The following is a 20,456-nucleotide window of genomic DNA, read 5'->3' as shown; positions in this document are numbered from 1 at the left end:
CCGGTAAAAACAAAAAACTGCGTCGTGATGCCAGTGGTTTGAGGGGGCACATGCATTATCGGACGTTCAACGGCCGACTGACGGCAATCTTATTGTCGGGAAGCGCGCTGGGAAGTTTCATGGCATGGCCGGTTTCCACCGCTCACGCCGCCTGCACTCTGGTTCCTACGGCCGGTAACGACATATTCGTCTGTGATAGCGGCACGCACACGGGCGATGTTCTGGACCTTTCAGGCAACAACACCCTGACACTCTCCGCTGGCGGCTCCGGCATTATCAACGGCAATGTCACGTTTGGTCCCGGCGTCGACACGGTCGAGGTGCATTCAGGCGAAATCAACGGTCAGCTGCAGCAGGGCGACGGCGTTGACGATTTCAGGATGACTGGCGGCCAGATTGACAGCCTGAACCAGGGCGGACATTTCGACACGTTCTTCATGTCCGGGGGCCATATCGTCAATCATTTCGACGACGGCGACGAAGCGGTCATGACGGGTGGGCGCATCGGTCGTGTCGACATGAAACTGGCCAACAACATTTTTGATATGTCTGGCGGCACCATTGACGGCAATCTGGTGGCCGGATTCGGACACGACACCATCATCCTTTCCGGCGGCTCGATCGGTGGCAATATCAGCGTCAGCGGAGGCACCGACCGCGTCACGATTACCGGCGGTTCTGTCGGCGGCGATGTCCGGCTGAGCGTGGGAACCGATACACTCCTGTGGGATGGCGGCGGCAGCATTGGCGGCAATGTGGATTTGGGCGGTGATGACGATACTGCCACGCTACGCAACCTGAACGCCTCCAATCTTGGCGGTCTAAATGCGTTTCTCGGCGGCCTCGGCGCAGACGACCTGACGCTTGAAGGCGTGGTGGCCGACACTCCTGATCGTTTCCAGACGCTTGAAACCATCAATGTGAACGCAGGATCTGCCCTGACCTTCTCGGGTAGCGAGACGCTTACCCTCGGCGACAGCGGCACCGGCACCGGATCCATGAACATCGACGCGACCAGCGCTCTCTTCGGCGGCTCGGCGACTGGCGGCATCAATGCGTTCGGCACCGGCCAACGAGCAAGTGTAAGCAATGCCGGCACCATCGACCTGACCAATGGCGGCAACAGCGCAACCGATACGTTCACGATCACCGGCGATTATTTCGGAGATGGCGGAATTCTGTCTCTGAACACGGTGCTGGGCGACGATGCCTCGCCTTCGGACAAGCTTGTCATCGCGGAGGGAACCGCCACCGGTTCCACCGGCATCTCCATCGTCAATCTGGGCGGCAGCGGCGGCACCACGGTTCAGGACGGGATCATGGTCGTCGAGGCGACAGGAGGCGGAACGACCGCCGCTGGCGCGTTCTCCCTCAACGACCGCGTCGCGGTCGGGGCTTTCGAGTATCAACTGTATAGAGGCGGTGTCTCCGCCGGCACGCAGGAGAATTGGTACCTGCGCTCAACCATCGTCAACCCACCAGCAACTTCGCCTCTGTGCCTGCGCCTTCACCGGGAACCCCGCCCACTCCGGGCGCGACCCTCGTGACAGGCGAGACCGTTCCGCTATACCGTCCGGAGGTTGCAGCCTACTCCACCGTCCCGCCTGTGCTTCAGCATTTGGCGGCGTCCACGCTTGGCACGTTCCATGAAAGACGCGGCTCACAACCATTTCTGCGGAATGGAGACACGGTTTTACCGGCAAGCTGGAGCCGGCTCTTCGGCCAGACCGTCGAAAGCAAATGGGGCGGCACCGTCGCTCCCGGTTTTGACGGGAATTTATTGGGCTTTCAGCTTGGCCAGGACCTGATTGGACGCGAAAGCCATAGCGGGCATATTGACCGGGCCGGAATCTTTATCAGTCATGCCCGCATGAACGGTGACACCACCGGTCAGGCCATTGGCTGGAATGACGTGGCAGTCGGCGAACTCGACATTCATGGCACCAGCCTGGGCGGCTACTGGACGCATGTTGCGCCCAATGGCTGGTATCTGGACGGCGTCGTGACGGGTACCTGGTTCGGCGGAGAGGCACGCTCCAATGCCGGCGAAGCCATCGAGGTTGACGGGACCGGTGTCGCAGCCTCGGTTGAAACAGGCTATCCTGTCGCTCTCAACGATCGCTGGCGCCTGGAACCGCAGGCCCAGTTGATTTGGCAGCATCTCTCACTCGACGATCAGAGCGACCGTTTTTCTACGGTCACCTTCGAAACAGACGACGTCGTCACAGGACGGTTGGGAATACGTCTGGCGGGAGATTTTCAGGCAGACGATGGCCAGAGCCTGAAACCGTATTTCAAGGCCAATCTCTGGCACACATTCTCGGCAGAACATAGCCTCGGTTTCGGCGGGGACGCGGTTGCAACAGAACTCAATGGCACATCACTCGAACTCGGCGCAGGCCTTGTAGCCAACCTCACCAAACAGGTCGGCCTTTTCGCAACAGCGGATTATACGACGAATATCGGCGGTGAGAAAACGCAGATAGTCGAGGCCAATCTGGGCCTGAGCATCACCTGGTAGGCTGTGCCGGCATTGTTCGCCTCACGCTCCCTGCGTGTCTGGTGCGGACGCGGGGTCGAACCCGCAAGCCCAAAGGCGGCAAATTTTAAGTCTGCTGCGTCTACCAGTTTCGCCACGTCCGCACGGTTCAACGACTAGCGGTAGAAACCCGCGCGATCAAGCGCGATACGCATGTTCTTCAGAGAATACGCATGTTCACTTGCACATGATGGCGCGTGAAACCCCGTCGGCATCCACGTGATGGGGTCTTGCGTGTTCCTGCTTCACCGCAGGCGCGGCCGCTTTCGTCAGCGCATGTCAAAGCGGAACCATGGTGTCGTCCTTGCCGGTTCGAATCACCATCATCGTCCAGTATCTCGCAACATTCATCCGCTCCTGAAACAGTCGGTTACAGAGCGCATCATATTCCTCCATGTCCCGCAGACGCAGGATCAGAACGGCGTCGACCTCTCCCGTCACGGCATAAGCCTGGGCAACCGCTTCCTCCCTGGCCGCCAGGTCGAGAAATTGCCGTGTGTTCGGTTCACCGTGAAGTCTCAACTCCACCGTCACCACCGCCTTCAGCGTGCGCCCGGTCTTGGCCGGGTTCAGGATTGCGGCAATCCGGTCAATGACACCGGATTGACGCAATCTCCGAACCCGCCGAAGACAACTTGAAGCGGACAGCCCCACCTCGTCGGCCAGGGCGGCATTGGTGCGCGACGCGTCGCGCTGCAGAAGGTTCAGCAGTTTCCTGTCGATCCGATCCATTCATACCTCCAGATGACGAATCCTAGAGTGCAATAAAATTGCATAAACATGCAATTTTTGACCACAAATGCGAATGTCGTCGGACTAGAGAATGGCAGCAGTGAATTTTTGGAGACAGAGATGTCCGCACTCCGTTTTGCCATCCACAAAACCCTCGAGACGCTTCAGATATACTGGGAACTCGTGCGCATCATGGTTCCCATCACAATCGCGACCGAGGTGATGTCCCGGGCGGGACTGATCGATCTCGCGGCGCCCGCTCTGGCGCCCGTCATGGCTCTCTTCGGTTTGCCGCCGGAACTGGGCCTTGCCTGGCTAACGGGCATGCTCGTGGGGATCTGGGGTGCGATTGCTATGATTTTCACGCTGGTGCCCGCCACGTCGATGAGCGTTGCCGACATCACGGTGTTTTCGGCACTTGTGCTGATCGCGCACGGCCTGCCGATTGAGCAGAAGATCATCCAGAGAGCCGGTCCGGGATTTGTGATCACCACGTCGATCCGCATCGCCGGTGCCGTCGTTTACGCCATCATCCTGCATCATGTACTGGAGACAACAGGCTGGCTCGCGGAGCCGCTCAACCCGACCTGGATACCGGTCGTCGCCTCCACCGACTGGCTGGGTTTCCTTTTCGGGCTCCTGGAGGCCCTTGCCGTCATGCTCGCCATTCTCCTTGCCCTTGCCTGGGGGCTGGAAGTCCTGAAGCTGACGGGCATCATGGCACTGTTGATGCGGATACTTGCCCCGGCGCTGCGCCTTGCCGGAATAAGGGAGGAAGCGGGACAGTTTACCGCCGTGGGTCTGTTTCTCGGCATATCCTACGGTGGCGGATTGCTGATCCGCGAAGCGCGAACGGGTAACATCTCACCCCGCCAGGTCTTCATTTCATGCGTATTCATGGGCTTTGCGCACAGCATTATCGAGGACACTCTGATCGTCATGGCTCTGGGCGCAGACGCCCTTGGCGTGCTCGCCGGGCGCCTTGCATTCGCAGTCGCGGCAACGGCCCTGATTGCCTGCGTCCTGCGCTCGATCCCCGATGACAGGTTTTTTTCATGGGCGTTCCGGCGCACGAAATGCGAGGCACCGGCCGGCCCGTAGAACATCCAGTGGAAGTGGAAACGTTCTGGCCTTGAAGACCGACATCGCCCCCGCGGAATTCTGCGGGGGCGATTGTGCTTGAATTTCCGGCTTTCGCCGCTGTCAGCCAGCAAGCCTTGCGGTGATTTCGGCCAGCCGCTTGCCCTGGAATTTCGCGCCTTCAAGCTCCTGCTCGGAAGGCATGCGCGAACCGTCACCATTCGTGGTCGTGGTCATGCCATAGGGTGCCCCGCCGCGCACCTTGTCGTTGCCCATCTGGTCCTGATAGGCATAGGAGAGCGGCACGATCAGCATACCGTGGTGCTGAAGGGCGAGCTGCGTCGAGGCCAGCGCAAGCTCCGCGCCGCCATGCTGCGTGGCGGTAGACGACATCACCGTGGCCGGCTTGTCGATCAGCTTGCCTTCCGCCCAGAGCGGCCCCGTCTGATCCAGGAAATTCTTGATCTGCGCCGCCATCATGCCGTAGCGCGTCGACACACCGAAAATGAACCCGTCATAGTCGGCGAGCTCCAGCGGCTCGGCGATCGGGGCCTCCTGGTCGAGCTTGTAATGTGCCTTCTGGGCCACTTCTTCCGGAACCAGTTCAGGCACGCGCTTGATGGTCACGTCGGCGCCTGCGTCCCGCGCGCCTTCGGCGGCGGCCCTCGCCATGGCTTCCATGTGGCCCCAGCTCGAATAATAGAGAACCAGAATCTTGGTCATTGTCTGCTCCGCTTTTGCTGCAATCTCTGTTTCGGTCGTCTGCCGCGACGACGCGACCTCAACGCATCTAACCTCTGTCGGGTTCACTAAAAACCGCACGAAAGCCGACACACTGTTCACCGTTTGAGGCCCATTGCCCCCGCCCTGCCGGAGGTTTATCTCTCCTTTGGTCAACAGGGATCACACACGAAATGAGCGAACTCGTAACGGCCGCGATGGTGGTCATAGGCGACGAAATCCTGTCAGGCCGCACCAAGGACAGGAACATCGGCCACCTGGCCGACATGCTGACGGCGGTCGGCATTGATCTGCGCGAAGTGCGCGTCGTCTCAGACGACGAGACGGCCATCGTGGAAGCCGTGAATGCGCTGCGCGCCCGCAACACCTACGTGTTCACCACAGGCGGCATCGGCCCCACCCACGACGATATAACCGCCGATTCCATCGCCCGTGCCTTCGGTCGCCCATGCGGTTATGACGAGCAGGCCTACCGGCTTCTTGCAGAGCACTATGGCCGCCGCGGCATCGAATTCTCCGAGGCACGCAAGCGCATGGCGCGCATGCCCGAAGGCGCCGAACACATAGAAAATCCGATCTCGGTCGCCCCCGGCTTCCGCGTCGAAAACGTCTATGTGATGGCCGGCGTGCCGGCAATTTTCCAGGCCATGCTCGACAATGTGATCCCCAAACTCAGGACCGGCGCCCGGCTTATCTCCGAGACCATCCCCTCCCCGCTTCCCGAAGGCGCGATCGGGGGTCCGCTCGGCGAAATCCAGGCCGCCCATCCCGAAACCATCATCGGCTCTTATCCAAAATATCAGGACGGTTCCTTCTGGACGGAAATCGTGGTTCGCTCCCGTTCGAGGGAGGCGCTTGCGGCGGCTGTCGAGGCGACACGCGGCATGCTGGAAGCCATTCCCGCCAGGCAGGTGGTAAAAGGTTGATCTGGCGCAAAACTTTTTGCCTCTCAAAGCGTTAGGAATAGAGACGGCCCTGCATCGCAGCTCCAAGGAGGCTGACATGAGCTACAAGACCATTCTTGCCATTCTTCAAAGCGAAGCCGACGCCCCGCGCGTTCTCGATCTTGCCCTGCCGCTTGCGGCCCGTCATGACAGCCATGTCATCGGTCTCCACGCCGAAGCACTGCCGATGGTCATGGCCTCCCCCATGGGCGGACCCGTCGTCGATCTGAGCGTAGATATGCAGGAAGAGACAAACCGCCGTCACGCAGTGATCCGCAACCTTTTCAACGAGCGCGCCCGCAGGGAAGCCGTCGGTAATGAATGGCGCGGTTTCGACAGTGTTTCGGGCGATTCCGCCATATCCGGCATCGAGAGCGCGCGCAGTGCCGATCTCGTCATCGCCCAGCAGACCGATCCGGACGCTGCCGGCGCCATGGAAGCCAATGTCGAAGCCCTGCTTTTCGAAAGCGGCCGCCCGGTCCTGTTCGTGCCCTACATCCACAAGACACGCGAGGCCGAGTTCAAGAAGATCATACTCGCCTGGAACGGTAGCCGCCAGGCAGCGCGTGCCGCCTTCGATGCCCTGCCCTTTATGAAGGAAGCAGGCAGCGTTGAAGTGTTCTGCGTCGACCCGCAGGACACGCCCCGCCGCGACGCCGCCATGGCAGGCACCGCCATCGCCGCGGCACTCGCCCGTCACGACATCGACGTCACGGTGAAGGTGGAGCAATCTGGCGGTCTCTCCCATGGTGAGGTGCTGGACAATCGCGTCGCCGACACGGGCGCCGATCTTCTGGTCATGGGCGCCTTTGGGCGTTCCAGGCTCCGCGAATTTGTGTTCGGCGGTGCCACCCGCACCATTCTGCAGAGCATGACCGTGCCGACCTTCATGGCACATTGATGCCGGTTCGCCCCGTCTTTGCAGTGGAGACGGGCTGAAAATCCGTCATCGGAGGGTGTCGGGCTTGCGCTCGACATCCCTTTCCGGCTAATTCACCGCGCATTCCGATCTGCCGCCGCGATGCGTATATGGAGTGCGATGTCGATGTCTCTTCCCGAAAAAGCCTTCCCGGTCTCCTGGGACCAGTTTCACCGCGACGCGCGCGCCCTCGCCTGGCGGCTCGCCGGCGCCAATGGCGACTGGAAAGCCATCGTCTGCATCACACGCGGAGGTCTGGTGCCCGCCGCCGTCATCTCCCGTGAACTCGGCATCCGCCTGATCGAGACCGTCTGCGTCGCCTCCTATCACGACTACACGGAACAGGGCGATCTCAGGGTTCTCAAGGAGATCAACCCGGAGCTTCTGAAGGATGACGGCGAAAACGTCCTGATCGTTGATGACCTGACCGACACCGGCAAGACCGCCGCCATCGTACGCGCCATGATGCCGAAGGCACATTTCGCCACGATATACGCAAAACCGAAGGGGCGGCCGCTGGTCGATACATTCGTTACCGAAGTTTCCCAGGATACATGGATCTATTTCCCCTGGGACATGGGTTTCTCCTACCAGAAGCCGATCGCCGAAGACCAGCGCGGCTGAACGGGCCCGGGGAAACGCGCCCCATGTCGCGCATCGAGCAAAAGTCCGGCACGGCGAACGATCTGACGTCCGGTGAAGCGTTCGCTCCCGCCGAACGCGACGCCGTGTACCGTGCCATCGCGACACGCCGCGACGTGCGCGGCGAGTTCCTGCCTGACCCACTTTGCGAGAACGCGCTTTCCCGCATCCTCGCCGCTGCCCACCAGGCGCCATCCGTGGGCCTCTCCCAGCCCTGGGATTTCATTCTCGTCCGCGACAGGGAAACGCGCGTCCAGGTCGCCGAAATCTTCGCCAGGGCCAATGAAGAAGCCGCAAAACGGTTTCCCGCGCAGAAACAGGCCCGGTATCGCACCCTGAAACTTGAAGGAATTCTGTCCGCGCCACTCAATATCTGCGTAACCAGCGATCCCGCGCGCGGTGGTCCCGTCATTCTCGGTTCCACCCACATGGCCGACACGGATCTCTTCAGCACCGTGTGCGCGATCCAGAATCTGTGGCTGGCGGCGCGCGCGGAAGGCATCGGCGTCGGCTGGGTGAGCATTCTGCACGAGGATCAGGTCAAATCGGTGCTTGGCATTCCCGATCGCATTCGTCTGGTGGGCTATCTCTGCCTGGGGCATGTGCGCGGCTTCCATGACCGGCCCGAACTCGAAAAGCGCGGCTGGCGACGCCGTGATGATGTGAAGAAACACGTCCACGAAGAGAAATGGAACGCGCAACACGACCCTGAGGATTAATGGTTTGACGCACGATTGTTGCGCCAAACGCTTGATTTCTGTCGTCAATTCACTATGTCTGCCATCAGGCTTTCTGCGCCCCATGATTCGAGCGCGAGAGCAGTTCGGCGGAAAACGTCCGCCCGGCGCGTGAATTTAGCGTAGAAACAGTTATTTGCAGGAAAGTCATGAATCCCGGCGCGATGTGCCCGGGCGAAGGAGAAGTACGATTTTCACTCACGGCACACGTTTGCGGTTGACCGAAACGGTTCGGCGTCTGTTCGGCGGCAATCCGCGCCGTGTGCAGGCCGCTGCCCTGCCGTGGCGGAAAACCCCGGATGGCAAACGTGTCGAATTCCTGCTCGTCACCAGTCGTGGCACCGGCCGCTGGGTCCTGCCCAAAGGGTGGCCGGAAGGTGCGGAAACGCTTGCCATGGCCGCCCAGCGCGAAGCGCGCGAGGAAGCGGGCGTCCGCGGGAAGCCAGGCGAAGGTGAAATCGGGCGTTTCTACTATCATAAACTCGACGGAACAGGCGTCGAGTGGCCCTGCGAGGTCGCCGTCGTTCCGCTCGAGGTGACGGAAGAGCGCGCAAAATGGCCGGAGCGCAAACAGCGGACCCGTCAGTGGTTTTCGCCGGCAGAGGCAGCCGCTGCCGTTAAGGAACCCGATCTGGGTGAACTCCTGATTCGGTTCGCGCACAATCCACGGGAAATCGCCGCCTGAACGGCCTTTTTCATCGTCAGGACTTGCCGCGCGGAACATTGTTTCCTAACCGGGACCGGACTTCTTTGCGATATGCCGGCTTAACGGCACAGCACCGGCCGAAACTGGAAATGGCCCAGCCGAAACTGGAAATGGAATGAGCGACACCGCCACCAATCCGCGCAAGCAGACCCTCGACAAGGACCTCGACAAGCTGGTGCACGTCGAGGAGGCCACGACCACCGTCGCGCGCGGTCTGGTCGCACCGGGCCTTGGCCTTCTCTTCCTGGCGCTTACCGCCATTTTCGCCGCCACCTACACATTTGGTGAGCCGCGCGCGGTGATCATCATCGCCGCCGCCGCGATCGGCGCCTATATGGCGCTGAACATCGGCGCGAACGATGTGGCCAACAATGTCGGCCCCGCAGTGGGCGCCAAGGCCATGACGCTTGGTGGCGCGCTGCTCATTGCTGCCGTGTTCGAAAGTGCCGGCGCACTGATTGCCGGCGGTGATGTGGTCGACACGATCTCCAAGGGCATTATCGATCCGGCTGCCGTAGGAACGCCCGAGGCTTTCGTACGGGCCATGATGGCCGCCCTCATCTCCTCGGCACTGTGGATCAACCTGGCGACCTGGATCGGCGCTCCCGTTTCAACCACCCATTCCGTGGTCGGCGGGGTCATGGGTGCCGGTATTGCCGCAGCCGGCTTCTCTTCTGTCGACTGGGCGATGATGACGCAGATCGCAGCAAGCTGGGTCGTCTCCCCCGTTGTCGGCGGCGTCATCGCCGCCCTGTTCCTCGCTTTCATCAAGACCGCGATCATCTATCAGGACGACAAGATCTCGGCGGCGCGGCGCTGGCTGCCGCTCCTGATTGCCATCATGGCCGGTGCGTTCGCCGCCTATCTCACGCTCAAGGGGCTGAAAAAGGTCTTTCCCGTCAGCGGCACGGGCGCTGCGATCATCGGCTTCGCCTTCTTCGCCGTGACGTGGTTCCTGGCGCACCTCTTCGTGCATGCCCAGTCGGAGGGTCTCGAGAACCGCAACCAGTCGTTGCGCAGCCTTTTCAAGGTTCCCCTGGTCATCTCGGCCGCACTCCTCTCCTTCGCCCATGGCGCCAATGACGTGGCAAATGCTGTCGGCCCCCTGGCGGCAATCGTCTTCACGGTCCACGAGAGCACCGTCAACACCACCGTCACCATCCCCCTCTGGGTGATGGTCATTGGTGCAGCCGGAATTTCCATCGGCCTCGTTCTCTTCGGGCCCAAACTCATCCGCATGGTCGGTGAACAGATCACCAAGCTCAACCCCATGCGCGCCTTCTGCGTCGCGCTGTCGGCTGCCATCACCGTCATCATTGCTTCCGGTCTCGGCCTGCCGATCAGTTCCACCCACACCGCCGTTGGCGCGATTTTCGGCGTCGGTTTCTTCCGCGAATGGTATACGGCGCATTCGAAGCGCCGCCGTGCGTATCTTGAACGCAAGGGCGTGCGGCTCAAGGCGGACAACGGCGCCAGCGACGACGATGATCTGGAGATCGAACTGCAGAAGACGTCACGTGAGGAAATCGCCCGCCGCAAGCTCGTGCGTCGCGCCCATGTGCGCACCATCGTCGCCGCCTGGGTGACGACGGTTCCGGCAGCCGCCCTGCTTTCGGCTGTCATATTCCTGGTGCTTGATTTCGTCGCCTGACACCATTTTTCTTCATTCGGCTTTTTTGACGCGCGGTTTTTTCACCGCGCGTTTTTTCTGCTCCCTGCCCGCGCCAGATACCGGGAACGCTGGGTTTTGAAAACCGCAACAGTGTCCAGGAGCTTCCCCATTATTCACATATGCGACACACAACATCTTGCGGTCATAAATGATCCAGACCCGACTCCTTGACGTGACGATACGAGTCGCCTTTTATGGGTTTCGCGCCTGCGTTCGTAAGGTGCGATTGGTCGGCGAAAACCCGGTCGATTTTCCAATTTTGTATTGAGTTTCCGAGACCTGCCCGAACAGAATTTTGGGCGGTGCGGTGCCGTTTGCGCCGTGAAAAAATCAAACGGGGGCGCGTGTGCCGAACTGGCATAAAGAAGCTGTTAACACTATATTTAGTGTCTTCAGATATTCTGTGCACCAGATAATGTGAATGTTATGTGACGTTAGCGTTGCATCGGCGTCAGGTTGGGGGCGGTTTCGCAGACTGCGAGACATCGCTTCAAGAGGGCCGTCTTCCCGGCCCGCCACGAGGCACCAACCTTCGGTAAAGGAGAGTCGTTCGTTCCGGCGAGCGGCAGTCGGCGGACACAGCGTCTGTGCGGTAAAAATGTGATGAGGCATTGACCGTTGCAGACACTATATTTGGATTAGGGGCGAAGAGGATAAAATGCGCATCGAACGCCGGTTCACAAAGCAAGGCCAGAGCCCATACGCGGAGATTTCCTTCCGTAAGGCCACAAGCGAAATCAAGAACCCGGATGGCTCCATTGTCTTCCGGCTGGAGAACATCGACGTTCCGGCGCAGTTCTCACAGGTCGCCAGTGACATTCTGGCCCAGAAATATTTCCGCAAGGCCGGTGTGCCCGCCCGCCTTAAGAAGGTCGAGGCGAACGACGTCCCCTCCTTCCTGTGGCGTTCGGTGGCTGACGAGGAAGCCCTGAAGGACCTGCCCGAGGATGAGCGCTATGGCTCCGAGACCAGCGCCGCGCAGGTATTCAACCGTCTCGCCGGCACCTGGACCTACTGGGGCTGGAAGGGCGGCTATTTCAATGGCGAGGAAGACGCGCAGGCGTTCATGGACGAGCTGTGCTACATGCTCGCCACCCAGCGCGTTGCCCCCAATTCGCCGCAGTGGTTCAACACCGGCCTGCACTGGGCCTATGGCATCGACGGTCCCGGCCAGGGCCACTATTACGTCGACCCCTTCACCGGCAAGCTGGTGAAATCCAAATCGGCCTATGAGCACCCGCAGCCCCATGCGTGCTTCATCCAGTCGGTCGGCGACGATCTCGTCAATGAAGGCGGCATCATGGATCTATGGGTCCGCGAAGCACGCCTCTTCAAATACGGTTCGGGCACCGGTTCCAACTTCTCGCATCTGCGCGGCGAAGGTGAGAAGCTCTCTGGCGGTGGCAAGTCGTCGGGCCTCATGTCCTTCCTCAAGATCGGCGACCGTGCCGCCGGCGCCATCAAGTCGGGCGGCACAACCCGCCGCGCGGCCAAGATGGTCGTGGTCGATGCTGACCATCCCGATATCGAGGCTTATATCGACTGGAAGGTGAAGGAGGAGCAGAAGGTTGCTGCCCTCGTCACCGGTTCCAAGATCGCCAGGAAGCATCTCGACGCCATCATGAAGGCCTGCATCAATTGCGAGGGCGCCAATGATGATTGCTTCGACCCGTCCAAGAACCCGGCGCTGAAGCGTGAGATCAAGGCCGCCAAGCGCAATGCCGTGCCGGAAAACTACATCCAGCGCGTCATCCAGTTCGCGCGGCAGGGCTATACCGATCTCGGCTTCAAAACCTATGACACGGACTGGGATTCGGAGGCCTATCTCACCGTCTCCGGCCAGAATTCAAACAATTCCGTCTCCTTGAAGGACGACTTCCTGCGTGCCGTCGAAGCCGATGGCGACTGGAACCTCATCAACCGCATCGACGGCAAGATCGCCAAAACCGTGAAGGCCCGCGATCTGTGGGAGAAGATCGGCTATGCCGCGTGGGCGTCGGCCGATCCGGGCCTGCACTACAACACCACCATGAACGACTGGCACACCTCGCCGGCGGCGGGCCCGATCCGCGCCTCGAACCCGTGCTCGGAATACATGTTCCTGGACGACACGGCCTGCAATCTCGCATCGATGAACCTTTTGCAGTACCGCAACAAGGACGGCTCCATCGACATCGCGGCCTATGAGCACACAGTGCGCCTGTGGACCATGGTGCTCGAAATCTCCGTCATGATGGCCCAGTTCCCGTCCAAGGAGATTGCAAAGCTCTCTTACGAGTACCGCACGCTGGGTCTCGGCTATGCCAATATCGGCGGCCTCTTGATGACCTCCGGCATCCCCTACGATTCACCGGAAGGCCGCGCCATTGGCGGCGCGCTGACGGCGATCATGACAGGTGTTTCCTATGCCACCTCGGCCGAAATGGCCGGCGAGCTCGGCGCGTTCCCCGATTATGAGCGCAATGCCGAAAACATGCTGCGCGTCATCCGCAACCATCGCCGCGCCGCCCATGGCCAGAGCGAGGGTTATGAGGGCCTGTCCGTAAACCCGGTCCCCCTCAAGGCGGACGAGTGCCCGCATGCCGACCTGATCGAGCATGCACGCGCCGCCTGGGACCGCGCGCTCGAGCTCGGCGAAAAGCATGGCTACCGCAATGCGCAGGCCACCGTCATCGCGCCCACGGGCACGATCGGCCTCGTCATGGACTGCGACACGACCGGCATCGAGCCTGATTTCGCGTTGGTAAAATTCAAGAAGCTGGCCGGTGGCGGCTACTTCAAGATCATCAACCGCGCCGTTCCGGAAGCGCTCCGCACGCTCGGCTATTCCGAAGCACAGATCGCCGAGATCGAGGCCTATGCCGTCGGTCATGGCAATTTCGACCAGGCGCCGTCCATCAACCGACCAGCCTCAGGGGCAAGGGTTTCGACGACGAGAAGATCGCCGCCGTCAACGCCGCGCTCAAATCGGCTTTCGACATCAAGTTCGCCTTCAACAAGTGGACGCTGGGTGAAGATTTCTGCCGGGAGAAGCTCGGTTTCACCGACGAACAGCTCGACGATTTCTCCTTCGACATGCTGGCCGCCCTCGGCTTCAACAAGAAGGAGATCGAGGCAGCCAACATCCACATCTGCGGTGCCATGACGCTGGAAGGCGCACCGCATCTGAAGGAAGAGCACCTGCCCGTCTTCGACTGCGCCAATCCGTGCGGCAAGATCGGCAAGCGCTATCTCTCGGTGGAAAGCCACATCCGCATGATGGCGGCTGCCCAGCCCTTCATCTCGGGCGCCATCTCCAAGACCATCAACATGCCCAACGAGGCCACGGTCGAGGACTGCAAGGAGGCCTATCTCCTTTCCTGGAAGCTGGCGCTCAAGGCCAACGCGCTCTACCGCGACGGCTCAAAACTCTCGCAGCCACTCAATGCCTCGCTCATCGCCGACGATGAAGAGGATGCCGACGATCTGGTCGAGGAGCTGGTCGCAGCACCAACCGCCGCTCAGGCTGCGGCGGTCTCGGAAAAGATCATCGAGCGCGTGGTCGAGAAAGTGGTGCGCGAGCGCGAGAAGCTGCCCAACCGCCGCAAGGGCTACACCCAGAAAGCGGTGATCGGCGGGCACAAGGTCTATCTGCGCACCGGCGAATTCGACGATGGCCGCCTCGGCGAGATCTTCATCGACATGCACAAGGAAGGCGCAGCCTTCCGCGCCATGATGAACAATTTCGCCATCGCCATCTCGCTCGGTCTGCAATATGGCGTGCCGCTCGACGAATATGTGGAAGCCTTCACCTTCACCAAGTTCGAGCCGGCCGGCATGGTCATGGGCAATGACGCGATCAAGAACGCCACGTCGATCCTCGACTATGTGTTCCGCGAGCTGGCCGTTTCCTATCTCGACCGGTCCGACCTTGCCCATGTGGACACGTCCGACTTCACCAACACCGCGCTTGGCCGCGGCATCAATGAGGGCAAGGCCCTGCCCTATTCCAAGGGCCTGACCCGCGGCGCGCCGCTCAAGGTCGTTTCGGGCAAGTCCGGTGGCGAACCCAAGGGGTCATCCGGCAGCACGGTGCGTGCCATCTCCTCCGGAGCAACGGTGCATGCGCTGAAACCGGCGGTCTCCGAACTGCAGGAAGAGGCCACTGCCTTCCGTCGTGACTATGAGGAGCGTGCGAAGGAACTGGCCGAAGAGGTGGCGCAGGACAACGACATCAACGATGTCTTCACCGAAGCCGCCGCTACGGAAGCCGCCGACGCCAAGAAGGTGGAAACCCACCGCCGCCAGCAGGCGATCATGCAGGGTTACACGGGCAATATGTGCTCGGAATGCCAGAACTTCACCATGGTGCGCAACGGCACCTGCGAGAAGTGCGACACCTGCGGCGCGACGAGCGGGTGTAGCTGAGGCGATAGCAGCGACGCTCCAAGTGATTGAAACAAGGCCCGTACCTTAGGTGCGGGCCTTTTCTATTCGCGTAAAGCATCACCGGAATGGCATGGAGCCCCGGGGCAAGCCCCAATTCCGCAAAGCGCGTTCCATTCAGGATTGGTTTTCTCAATCAGGCCGATTTCCCATTGCCTAGCCCAGCGTTTCAGCGGTTTTCCCCGTTGAATGGCATCGCAACTGTCAAAACGCACCTGCCCGCCCTACCGCTACGCCGCCTTCGTAAACTCCAGCGCTGGCACCGTGCGCTTCGGGTCGATCTCATAAGTCTCCGCTCTCACCACGCCATGCTCCACGAAGGGATCGGCGGCAATGCGCGCATCATGGGCCTCGCGGCTCTCGCCATGAGCAATCACCGCGCCGCCGCCCTCCTGCAAGGAGCCGACGCTCAGGAACACACCATCGGCAAACCCCTTGGCAATCCATTCATTGTGCGCCGCCATGAAATCCCTGGCAGCACTCCGGTTCTCGGCAAACTTCAAAAGCGTCACAAACATGCGAAGAAACTCCTCAATTCGACAATGATGCAATCCGGCCGTCGAGCCAGGTAGTAATGTCCGCCACTTCCCGGCGGATGAAATCTCCGTCTTTGAGCGCCGTGGCGAGCGACGCCACGCCCTGCGACCAGGCCAGCACATGCAGCGCCCATTCCCGCGCCGCCTCATCCGCGCCCAGCGCCCTGAACTGCTCTTCAAGCCAATGGGCAAACAGGCCGAAAATCTCCGCCGCCCGCTCCTGGTGCACGTGGTCGAGCTTGGCGAGTTCGGCGCATAATGTGCCAACCGGGCATCCATGGGCCATGATCGGAGCACGGTTGGCGATCAGAAGTTCAATGAAGGCAACAATCCGCTCGCGCGGTTTCGGAGCCTGCGCTTCCCACCCGTCCAGCATTGTCCGGGTGCGCCGAAGCCGCCGGTCTATGACGGCATTCAGAATCTCGTCCTTGGTCTTGAAATAATAGTAGAAATTGCCTCGGGAGATGCTGGCCTTTACGGCAATGTCCGCAAACGACGTCGCCTCAAACCCGCCCCGATAAAACAGATCATCAGCGATTTCGATGATGTTGTGGCGGGTGGAAGCGGCAGCCATGAAGACCTCGTTGCAAGTGGTTTTGCATGATTAGGACAATTGTCCAAATCATGCAAGCCACCGCCACTCCCTCACCGCTGCGCCGAAACCAGAAGCATCATCGGCCGCTCCAGTTCTTCGGCCAGTTCCGGCATCTGCGCAATCTGCACCTCGGTCGGTGCGAACTCCCTGATTTCGCGCAGCGCAAATCCCGTGCCGATCAGCGCGTTCAGCGTCGTCGCCATGGTGCGGTGGTATTTGAGCACGCCCCTGGCGAACCAGTCGGTGCGCCGCTCCCCTTCCATTGCATAGCAATTGACCGGCCAGGTTTTGTGCCCGTCTTCATCCGGCAGCCAGCGCGGCCGCATGGCCGCCATGAAAACCGGATGTTCGATGGTGAACACGAAATGCGCGCCTGGTGTCAGCGCTCCGTGGATCGTCCGCACCAGCCGCTCGAAATCACGGATATAGTGAAAGGTCAGCGCGCTGAACGCGAAGTCGAACGCCCCTCCGGGCAGCTCAAGCGTCTCCAGGTCGGCGATCCGGTAGTCGATGGCCGCATCGTCAGTGTCGGCACGCGCCCGCGCGATCATGTTCTGCGAAACGTCGAGCCCGAGAACGCTCCGCGCGCCGGCCTCGCGCAGATAGCGTGAGGCCCAGCCAAACCCGCATCCCAGATCAACGACACGCCGATCCGTCACATCCGGCAGCATGGCAGCGATGGCCGGCCATTCCGGCGCGCCTGCCAGCCCGTGTACCTGCCGTGGAAGCTGGCTATAGCCTTTGAAAAAATCGGAATTGTCATAGATGTTCTGCGCCATTGATTGTCTCCATTTCTCAAAAATGGACGGGGCACAGATTTACGCACAAAACCCCGTCCGCGTCGCGGCGAGGCTGCAGGAGTATGATCCGCGTCTTTTTCTCAGCGTGATTCAGGCTCCGGCATCTCGCCCTGGAAGATGCCGGCCAACCGGGAAACGATGTGCGTGTCCTGCTCGATCATGGCCATTCATATCCTTTGCCGGTCCCGCACTGTCAAGAGATGCAACCCGCGCGGCCACCCGTTCTTGCGATCCCGTGCGAAGCCGATAGTCTCACCGCGCAGTGCAGGCTCCCGGAGGCAGCCGATGCGAAACTCGGTCGAACAATCCATGCAGCTTTTCTGGCGCCGCACGGATATGGACGGGCTGGAGCGGCTCACCCTTTCCATCCGCCAGCAGGGCGTCGAGGCCCGCTCCACGGTCCTGTGTCTGGAATCCGGCGGCTGCCGCATAGACTACAGCTGGACGCTCGACGCCGCGTGGCACACGCAGAGCCTCACAGTTGAACGCTGGAACGGCGAGGGTCATGGCCAGTTGCATCTCGAGCGCGCAGGAACCGGCTGGCGGATAAACGGAGCGCCCCGCCCCGATCTTGACGGGGCCGCCGAGCCGGACCTTTCCGTCACCCCGTTCTGCAACACTCCGCCCATCCGCCGGACGCCGGCCACGCCCGGCGAACACCTCACGCTCGACACCGCCTTCATCGACGGACCGGCGCTCACAGTCGCGCGCTCACGTCAGCGCTATCTGCGTCAGGGTCCAAATACCGTTCATTACATCGATCTGGGATTGTCGAGTGGCTTCGAAGCAGACCTCACCATGGACGATTTGGGTCTCGTCATCAGCTATGAGCATCTCTTCCAGCGCATCGCTCCGCCCGGCTGAACTGCGCCAGCGAGAGCAATACGTGTCAGAGCGCAATTATTAAAATTCGCTCCCGCAACAAAACCCCATCTTCAGATGCGTTTGATCAACTGCCGCCAGGGAGCGGACGATGGCACGCATCTACAACTTTTCCTCAAGGTCAGGCGGAAGCAACAGTCCGTGGCGCACGGGCTCAGAGCGCACCGGCAGGCGCAAAGGCTGGCCAGTGCGCCCGTTTCAGGTTTTGAAAGAAGGGTTTGGACTGATCACACTCGCCCTCGTCACCGGGTGGGCGGCGGCACATTATTCGGTCATTCCTACCGACAGAATCTCGAACCTCCTCACGGACTCTCGTTCCGAAAGTCACCCCTTCGTTGTCCGCTATTTCCCTGTCTGTGCAAGCGGGAAACGCCTCAACTGTATCGTTGATGGAGATACGCTCTACATCGATGGCGAGAAGATCAGAGTGACCGGCTTCAACACGCCAGAGCTCTTTTCGCCCCAATGCGCCCAGGAAGCCCGGCTCGCCCGCCGCGCCCAGCGCCGCTTTCAGCAGATGGTCAATGCCGGCCCGTTTGAGGTCCGGCGCACGAGCCTGCGCGACCGCGATGTCTATGGCCGCAAGCTCAGAAGCCTCTACCGCAATGGAAAACCTCTCGGCGATCAGCTCATCGCCGAGGGTCTCGCCCATCGCTGGCGCGGCTTCAAGGAATCCTGGTGCTCGTAATTATTCAGGCACACCTCTCCTCACCCAAGAAGTCCCCGCCCGGCTAGATTGCGCATCAGCGCCGCCGCTCCAAAAGCCCAGGGAGGGCAATCGGTGGAAAGCCGCACCCTGTTTGTCAGCGCGCCAAGCGCCGGGCTCGAAATCGTCACCTGATCGCCCACCCTGTGCGTAAATCCCTCACCGGGCACGTCACGGTCCTGCGTCGGCGCAAACAGCGTGCCCAGGAAAAGCATGAACCCGTCAGGATATTGATGGTGCCGCCCGCAGGTCTGCGCCACCAGATCGAGCGGATCGCGGCTGATTTCCGCCATCGAGCTCTTGCCTTCAAGCACGAAACCATCTTCGCCCGTCACAAGAAGGTCGAGTTCCGCGCCCCGCACATCGTCCATGCCATACCCGTCGTCAAACAGCCGGATGAACGGCCCGATGGCGCAGGAGGCGTTGTTGTCCTTGGCCTTGCCGAGAAGCAGCGCCGAGCGCCCCTCCACATCGCGCAGATTGACGTCATTGCCGAGCGCCGCCCCCTTCACCCTGCAAGAACTGTCCACCGCCAGCACGATTTCGGGCTCCGGGTTGTTCCAGTTTGAAACCGGGTGAAGCCCGATTTCCGCTCCGTGGCCGACCGAAGACATGGGCTGTGCCTTGGTAAACACCTCCGCATCCGGCCCGATACCCACTTCGAGATACTGCGACCACACGCCTTCCGAAATCAGCGCCCGCTTCACCGCTTCGGCCTTCTCGGATCCCGCCTTCAGGTCACGCAGGCTATCGCCGATGATCGCCTGGCACCGCTCGCGGATCGCCGCCGCCTTCGATGGGTCGCCCGCCGCACGTTCCTCGATCACCCGCTCGATCATCGAGCGCGCAAAGGTCACGCCGCAGGCCTTCACCGCCTGCAGATCGTTGGGAGCGAGCAGATGTGCGCGCGCGCTGCCCGTGGTGTCGGCAGGGCGCTCTGCGGCAATCGCCTCGAGCGTACCAAGCCTCTCTCTGCCTGCCGCCCGTTCGCGCGCATAGCCCGCCGGATCGTCCATCTCCAGAAGATCGCGCATGGTCGGCGCCTCGGGTGACGTAATGTCGATCAGCGCTCCGTCCCGGAGCACACAAAGCGCTGGTCCCGCCACATCCGGCTTCCAGACCCGCCCGACAAATACACCTTTTTCCGGAAAACCCGCCGCTTGCATCATCTCGCCCCTCCCGGCCTCTCATGAAACCGTGCCTGAATAGCAGAGATGCGCATGCACTGCGCCCTAATTTTCGGACCGCGCCAGCGCCACCGCCGCCTCGATCTCGTCGGCGGCGAGGAGCCGCCGGTAAAGCCGCTTCCCGATCAGGAATGCAGCGTTCCGGCCAGATTCAGCGCCTTCGCATGCGTTTCGTTGCGTGCAATCAGGGCGTCGATCCCCGCAATATGCACATCAAGCATGTCGCGCACATCGCCGGCATCCGCGCCAGCGCTGGTGAGCGCGTCGTCCACTCCACCATGCGTCAGCCCGCCCTCTATGGCCATCACCGCATTGTGCGCTGCTTCGTAAGCGCCAAGGGCAGCCGAAGCATGCACCATGCGCGAGGCATACCAGGCCAGATCGCCGTTGATCGGCCAGTCCTTCATTATCAGTCGCAGATTACCATCAGAGCGCACAATCTCCTTCAGCGCAGGATGGATCGCTCTGCAGGAGGGGCAGAGATAATCGAAGAACTCGGCAATCGTCACATCGCCGGCCGGGTTTCCCAGCACCTGAAGAGCCGGGTCGCGCACGATCTCGTCAAGTCCGGTCGCCGCTCCCGCCACACCGGGCACAAGGGCCGTCGCTCCAG

Annotated in this window: 18 protein-coding genes, 1 tRNA gene and 1 pseudogene; 12 read left to right on the top strand and 8 right to left on the bottom strand. The window is 61.1% G+C overall.

Features of this window, described 5'->3' with window-relative positions; all coding sequences use genetic code 11:
* The first annotated feature begins 50 nt into the window (after positions 1-50).
* Entirely contained in the window at positions 51-1,547 is a 1,497-nt protein-coding gene (locus JCM21793_RS31205; RefSeq protein WP_306306739.1) for a pertactin-like passenger domain-containing protein, read from the top strand.
* Positions 1,496-2,521: an autotransporter family protein gene (locus tag JCM21793_RS31200; protein WP_306306738.1), complete on the top strand. Its 1,026-nt coding sequence runs from the start codon at positions 1,496-1,498 to the stop codon at positions 2,519-2,521. Before JCM21793_RS31205 ends, JCM21793_RS31200 begins: the two co-directional genes overlap by 52 nt.
* 39 nt (positions 2,522-2,560) lie before the next feature.
* Here JCM21793_RS31200 and JCM21793_RS08740 read toward each other — a convergent pair.
* Positions 2,561-2,643, bottom strand: a tRNA-Leu gene (locus JCM21793_RS08740).
* A gap of 175 nt (positions 2,644-2,818) precedes the next feature.
* Positions 2,819-3,271 carry an Lrp/AsnC family transcriptional regulator gene (locus JCM21793_RS08735; RefSeq protein WP_025030140.1) on the bottom strand — a complete coding sequence of 151 codons (453 nt, stop codon included), beginning with the start codon at positions 3,269-3,271 and terminating at the stop codon, positions 2,819-2,821.
* Between the two features lie 120 nt (positions 3,272-3,391).
* Between JCM21793_RS08735 and JCM21793_RS08730 the strand changes: the two genes are divergently transcribed.
* Positions 3,392-4,372, top strand: coding sequence for a nucleoside recognition domain-containing protein (locus JCM21793_RS08730; RefSeq protein ID WP_007006971.1), 981 nt, complete (start codon positions 3,392-3,394; stop codon positions 4,370-4,372).
* A gap of 102 nt (positions 4,373-4,474) precedes the next feature.
* Here the strand turns inward: JCM21793_RS08730 and wrbA are convergent, their stop codons facing one another.
* Positions 4,475-5,074, bottom strand: coding sequence for an NAD(P)H:quinone oxidoreductase (wrbA, locus tag JCM21793_RS08725; protein ID WP_007006972.1), 600 nt, complete (start codon positions 5,072-5,074; stop codon positions 4,475-4,477).
* A 191-nt stretch (positions 5,075-5,265) separates the two neighbouring features.
* Here wrbA and JCM21793_RS08720 point away from each other — a divergent pair, with 191 nt between their 5' ends.
* The 7 genes and pseudogenes from JCM21793_RS08720 to JCM21793_RS24920 all read left to right on the top strand — a co-directional run bounded on the left by JCM21793_RS08720 (position 5,266) and on the right by JCM21793_RS24920 (position 15,119).
* Entirely contained in the window at positions 5,266-6,018 is a 753-nt protein-coding gene (locus JCM21793_RS08720; RefSeq protein WP_025030139.1) for a competence/damage-inducible protein A, read from the top strand.
* 76 nt (positions 6,019-6,094) lie between these two features.
* Positions 6,095-6,937 carry a universal stress protein gene (locus JCM21793_RS08715; protein WP_007006974.1) on the top strand — a complete coding sequence of 281 codons (843 nt, stop codon included), beginning with the start codon at positions 6,095-6,097 and terminating at the stop codon, positions 6,935-6,937.
* A gap of 144 nt (positions 6,938-7,081) precedes the next feature.
* Entirely contained in the window at positions 7,082-7,579 is a 498-nt protein-coding gene (gene gpt, locus JCM21793_RS08710; RefSeq protein ID WP_007006975.1) for a xanthine phosphoribosyltransferase, read from the top strand.
* Positions 7,580-7,602: 23 nt separating this feature from the next.
* Positions 7,603-8,316 (top strand): 5,6-dimethylbenzimidazole synthase, encoded by a 714-nt coding sequence (bluB, locus tag JCM21793_RS08705; RefSeq protein WP_025030138.1) that lies wholly within the window; start codon positions 7,603-7,605, stop codon positions 8,314-8,316.
* A gap of 235 nt (positions 8,317-8,551) precedes the next feature.
* Positions 8,552-9,019 (top strand): NUDIX hydrolase, encoded by a 468-nt coding sequence (locus JCM21793_RS08700; RefSeq protein WP_007006977.1) that lies wholly within the window; start codon positions 8,552-8,554, stop codon positions 9,017-9,019.
* A gap of 136 nt (positions 9,020-9,155) precedes the next feature.
* A complete protein-coding gene (locus JCM21793_RS08695) occupies positions 9,156-10,691 on the top strand; it encodes an inorganic phosphate transporter (RefSeq protein ID WP_007006978.1) in 1,536 nt (511 codons plus the stop codon).
* Between the two features lie 679 nt (positions 10,692-11,370).
* Positions 11,371-15,119, top strand: a pseudogene (locus JCM21793_RS24920) (vitamin B12-dependent ribonucleotide reductase).
* Positions 15,120-15,367: 248 nt separating this feature from the next.
* Here JCM21793_RS24920 and JCM21793_RS08685 read toward each other — a convergent pair.
* The 3 genes from JCM21793_RS08685 to JCM21793_RS08675 form a co-directional block, all read right to left on the bottom strand.
* Positions 15,368-15,655, bottom strand: coding sequence for a YciI family protein (locus JCM21793_RS08685; RefSeq protein WP_025030136.1), 288 nt, complete (start codon positions 15,653-15,655; stop codon positions 15,368-15,370).
* Positions 15,656-15,668: 13 nt separating this feature from the next.
* Entirely contained in the window at positions 15,669-16,247 is a 579-nt protein-coding gene (locus JCM21793_RS08680; protein ID WP_025030135.1) for a TetR/AcrR family transcriptional regulator, read from the bottom strand.
* 71 nt (positions 16,248-16,318) lie between these two features.
* On the bottom strand, positions 16,319-17,047 hold the full coding sequence (locus JCM21793_RS08675) for a class I SAM-dependent methyltransferase (RefSeq protein WP_007006984.1): 729 nt from the start codon (positions 17,045-17,047) through the stop codon (positions 16,319-16,321).
* 306 nt (positions 17,048-17,353) lie between these two features.
* Here JCM21793_RS08675 and JCM21793_RS08665 point away from each other — a divergent pair, with 306 nt between their 5' ends.
* Both JCM21793_RS08665 and JCM21793_RS24915 read left to right on the top strand, forming a co-directional pair.
* Complete coding sequence (locus tag JCM21793_RS08665; RefSeq protein WP_025030134.1) at positions 17,354-17,932, top strand: putative glycolipid-binding domain-containing protein; 579 nt, start codon at positions 17,354-17,356, stop codon at positions 17,930-17,932.
* A 109-nt stretch (positions 17,933-18,041) separates the two neighbouring features.
* Positions 18,042-18,638 (top strand): thermonuclease family protein, encoded by a 597-nt coding sequence (locus JCM21793_RS24915; RefSeq protein ID WP_025030133.1) that lies wholly within the window; start codon positions 18,042-18,044, stop codon positions 18,636-18,638.
* 20 nt (positions 18,639-18,658) lie between these two features.
* On the opposite strand, the gene JCM21793_RS08655 is transcribed toward JCM21793_RS24915, so the two are convergent.
* Entirely contained in the window at positions 18,659-19,822 is a 1,164-nt protein-coding gene (locus tag JCM21793_RS08655; RefSeq protein WP_025030132.1) for a fumarylacetoacetate hydrolase family protein, read from the bottom strand.
* Positions 19,823-19,968: 146 nt separating this feature from the next.
* The coding region (locus JCM21793_RS24910) for a thioredoxin domain-containing protein (protein WP_155983403.1) at positions 19,969-20,456 on the bottom strand (488 nt) is incomplete at its 5' end.

It is taken from the genome of Nitratireductor aquibiodomus NL21 = JCM 21793 (assembly GCF_000615975.1).
In the GTDB taxonomy this organism is placed as follows: domain Bacteria; phylum Pseudomonadota; class Alphaproteobacteria; order Rhizobiales; family Rhizobiaceae; genus Nitratireductor; species Nitratireductor aquibiodomus.
Note: the sequence above shows the minus strand (reverse complement) of the source record. Positions and strands in the feature narration are given on the sequence as shown.

Bases quoted from the DNA above. Each gene is read 5' to 3' on its own strand.
- bluB (WP_025030138.1), top strand. From the start codon at position 7,603: ATGTCGCGCATCGAGCAAAAGTCCGGCACGGCGAACGATCTGACGTCC.
- JCM21793_RS31205 (WP_306306739.1), top strand. From the start codon at position 51: ATGCATTATCGGACGTTCAACGGCCGACTGACGGCAATCTTATTGTCG.
- JCM21793_RS08685 (WP_025030136.1), bottom strand. From the start codon at position 15,655: ATGTTTGTGACGCTTTTGAAGTTTGCCGAGAACCGGAGTGCTGCCAGG.
- JCM21793_RS24915 (WP_025030133.1), top strand. From the start codon at position 18,042: ATGGCACGCATCTACAACTTTTCCTCAAGGTCAGGCGGAAGCAACAGT.
- JCM21793_RS08665 (WP_025030134.1), top strand. From the start codon at position 17,354: ATGCGAAACTCGGTCGAACAATCCATGCAGCTTTTCTGGCGCCGCACG.
- JCM21793_RS08735 (WP_025030140.1), bottom strand. From the start codon at position 3,271: ATGGATCGGATCGACAGGAAACTGCTGAACCTTCTGCAGCGCGACGCG.
- JCM21793_RS08655 (WP_025030132.1), bottom strand. From the start codon at position 19,822: ATGCAAGCGGCGGGTTTTCCGGAAAAAGGTGTATTTGTCGGGCGGGTC.
- JCM21793_RS08675 (WP_007006984.1), bottom strand. From the start codon at position 17,047: ATGGCGCAGAACATCTATGACAATTCCGATTTTTTCAAAGGCTATAGC.
- JCM21793_RS08715 (WP_007006974.1), top strand. From the start codon at position 6,095: ATGAGCTACAAGACCATTCTTGCCATTCTTCAAAGCGAAGCCGACGCC.
- gpt (WP_007006975.1), top strand. From the start codon at position 7,082: ATGTCTCTTCCCGAAAAAGCCTTCCCGGTCTCCTGGGACCAGTTTCAC.
- JCM21793_RS08695 (WP_007006978.1), top strand. From the start codon at position 9,156: ATGAGCGACACCGCCACCAATCCGCGCAAGCAGACCCTCGACAAGGAC.
- JCM21793_RS08730 (WP_007006971.1), top strand. From the start codon at position 3,392: ATGTCCGCACTCCGTTTTGCCATCCACAAAACCCTCGAGACGCTTCAG.
- JCM21793_RS08720 (WP_025030139.1), top strand. From the start codon at position 5,266: ATGAGCGAACTCGTAACGGCCGCGATGGTGGTCATAGGCGACGAAATC.
- JCM21793_RS08680 (WP_025030135.1), bottom strand. From the start codon at position 16,247: ATGGCTGCCGCTTCCACCCGCCACAACATCATCGAAATCGCTGATGAT.
- wrbA (WP_007006972.1), bottom strand. From the start codon at position 5,074: ATGACCAAGATTCTGGTTCTCTATTATTCGAGCTGGGGCCACATGGAA.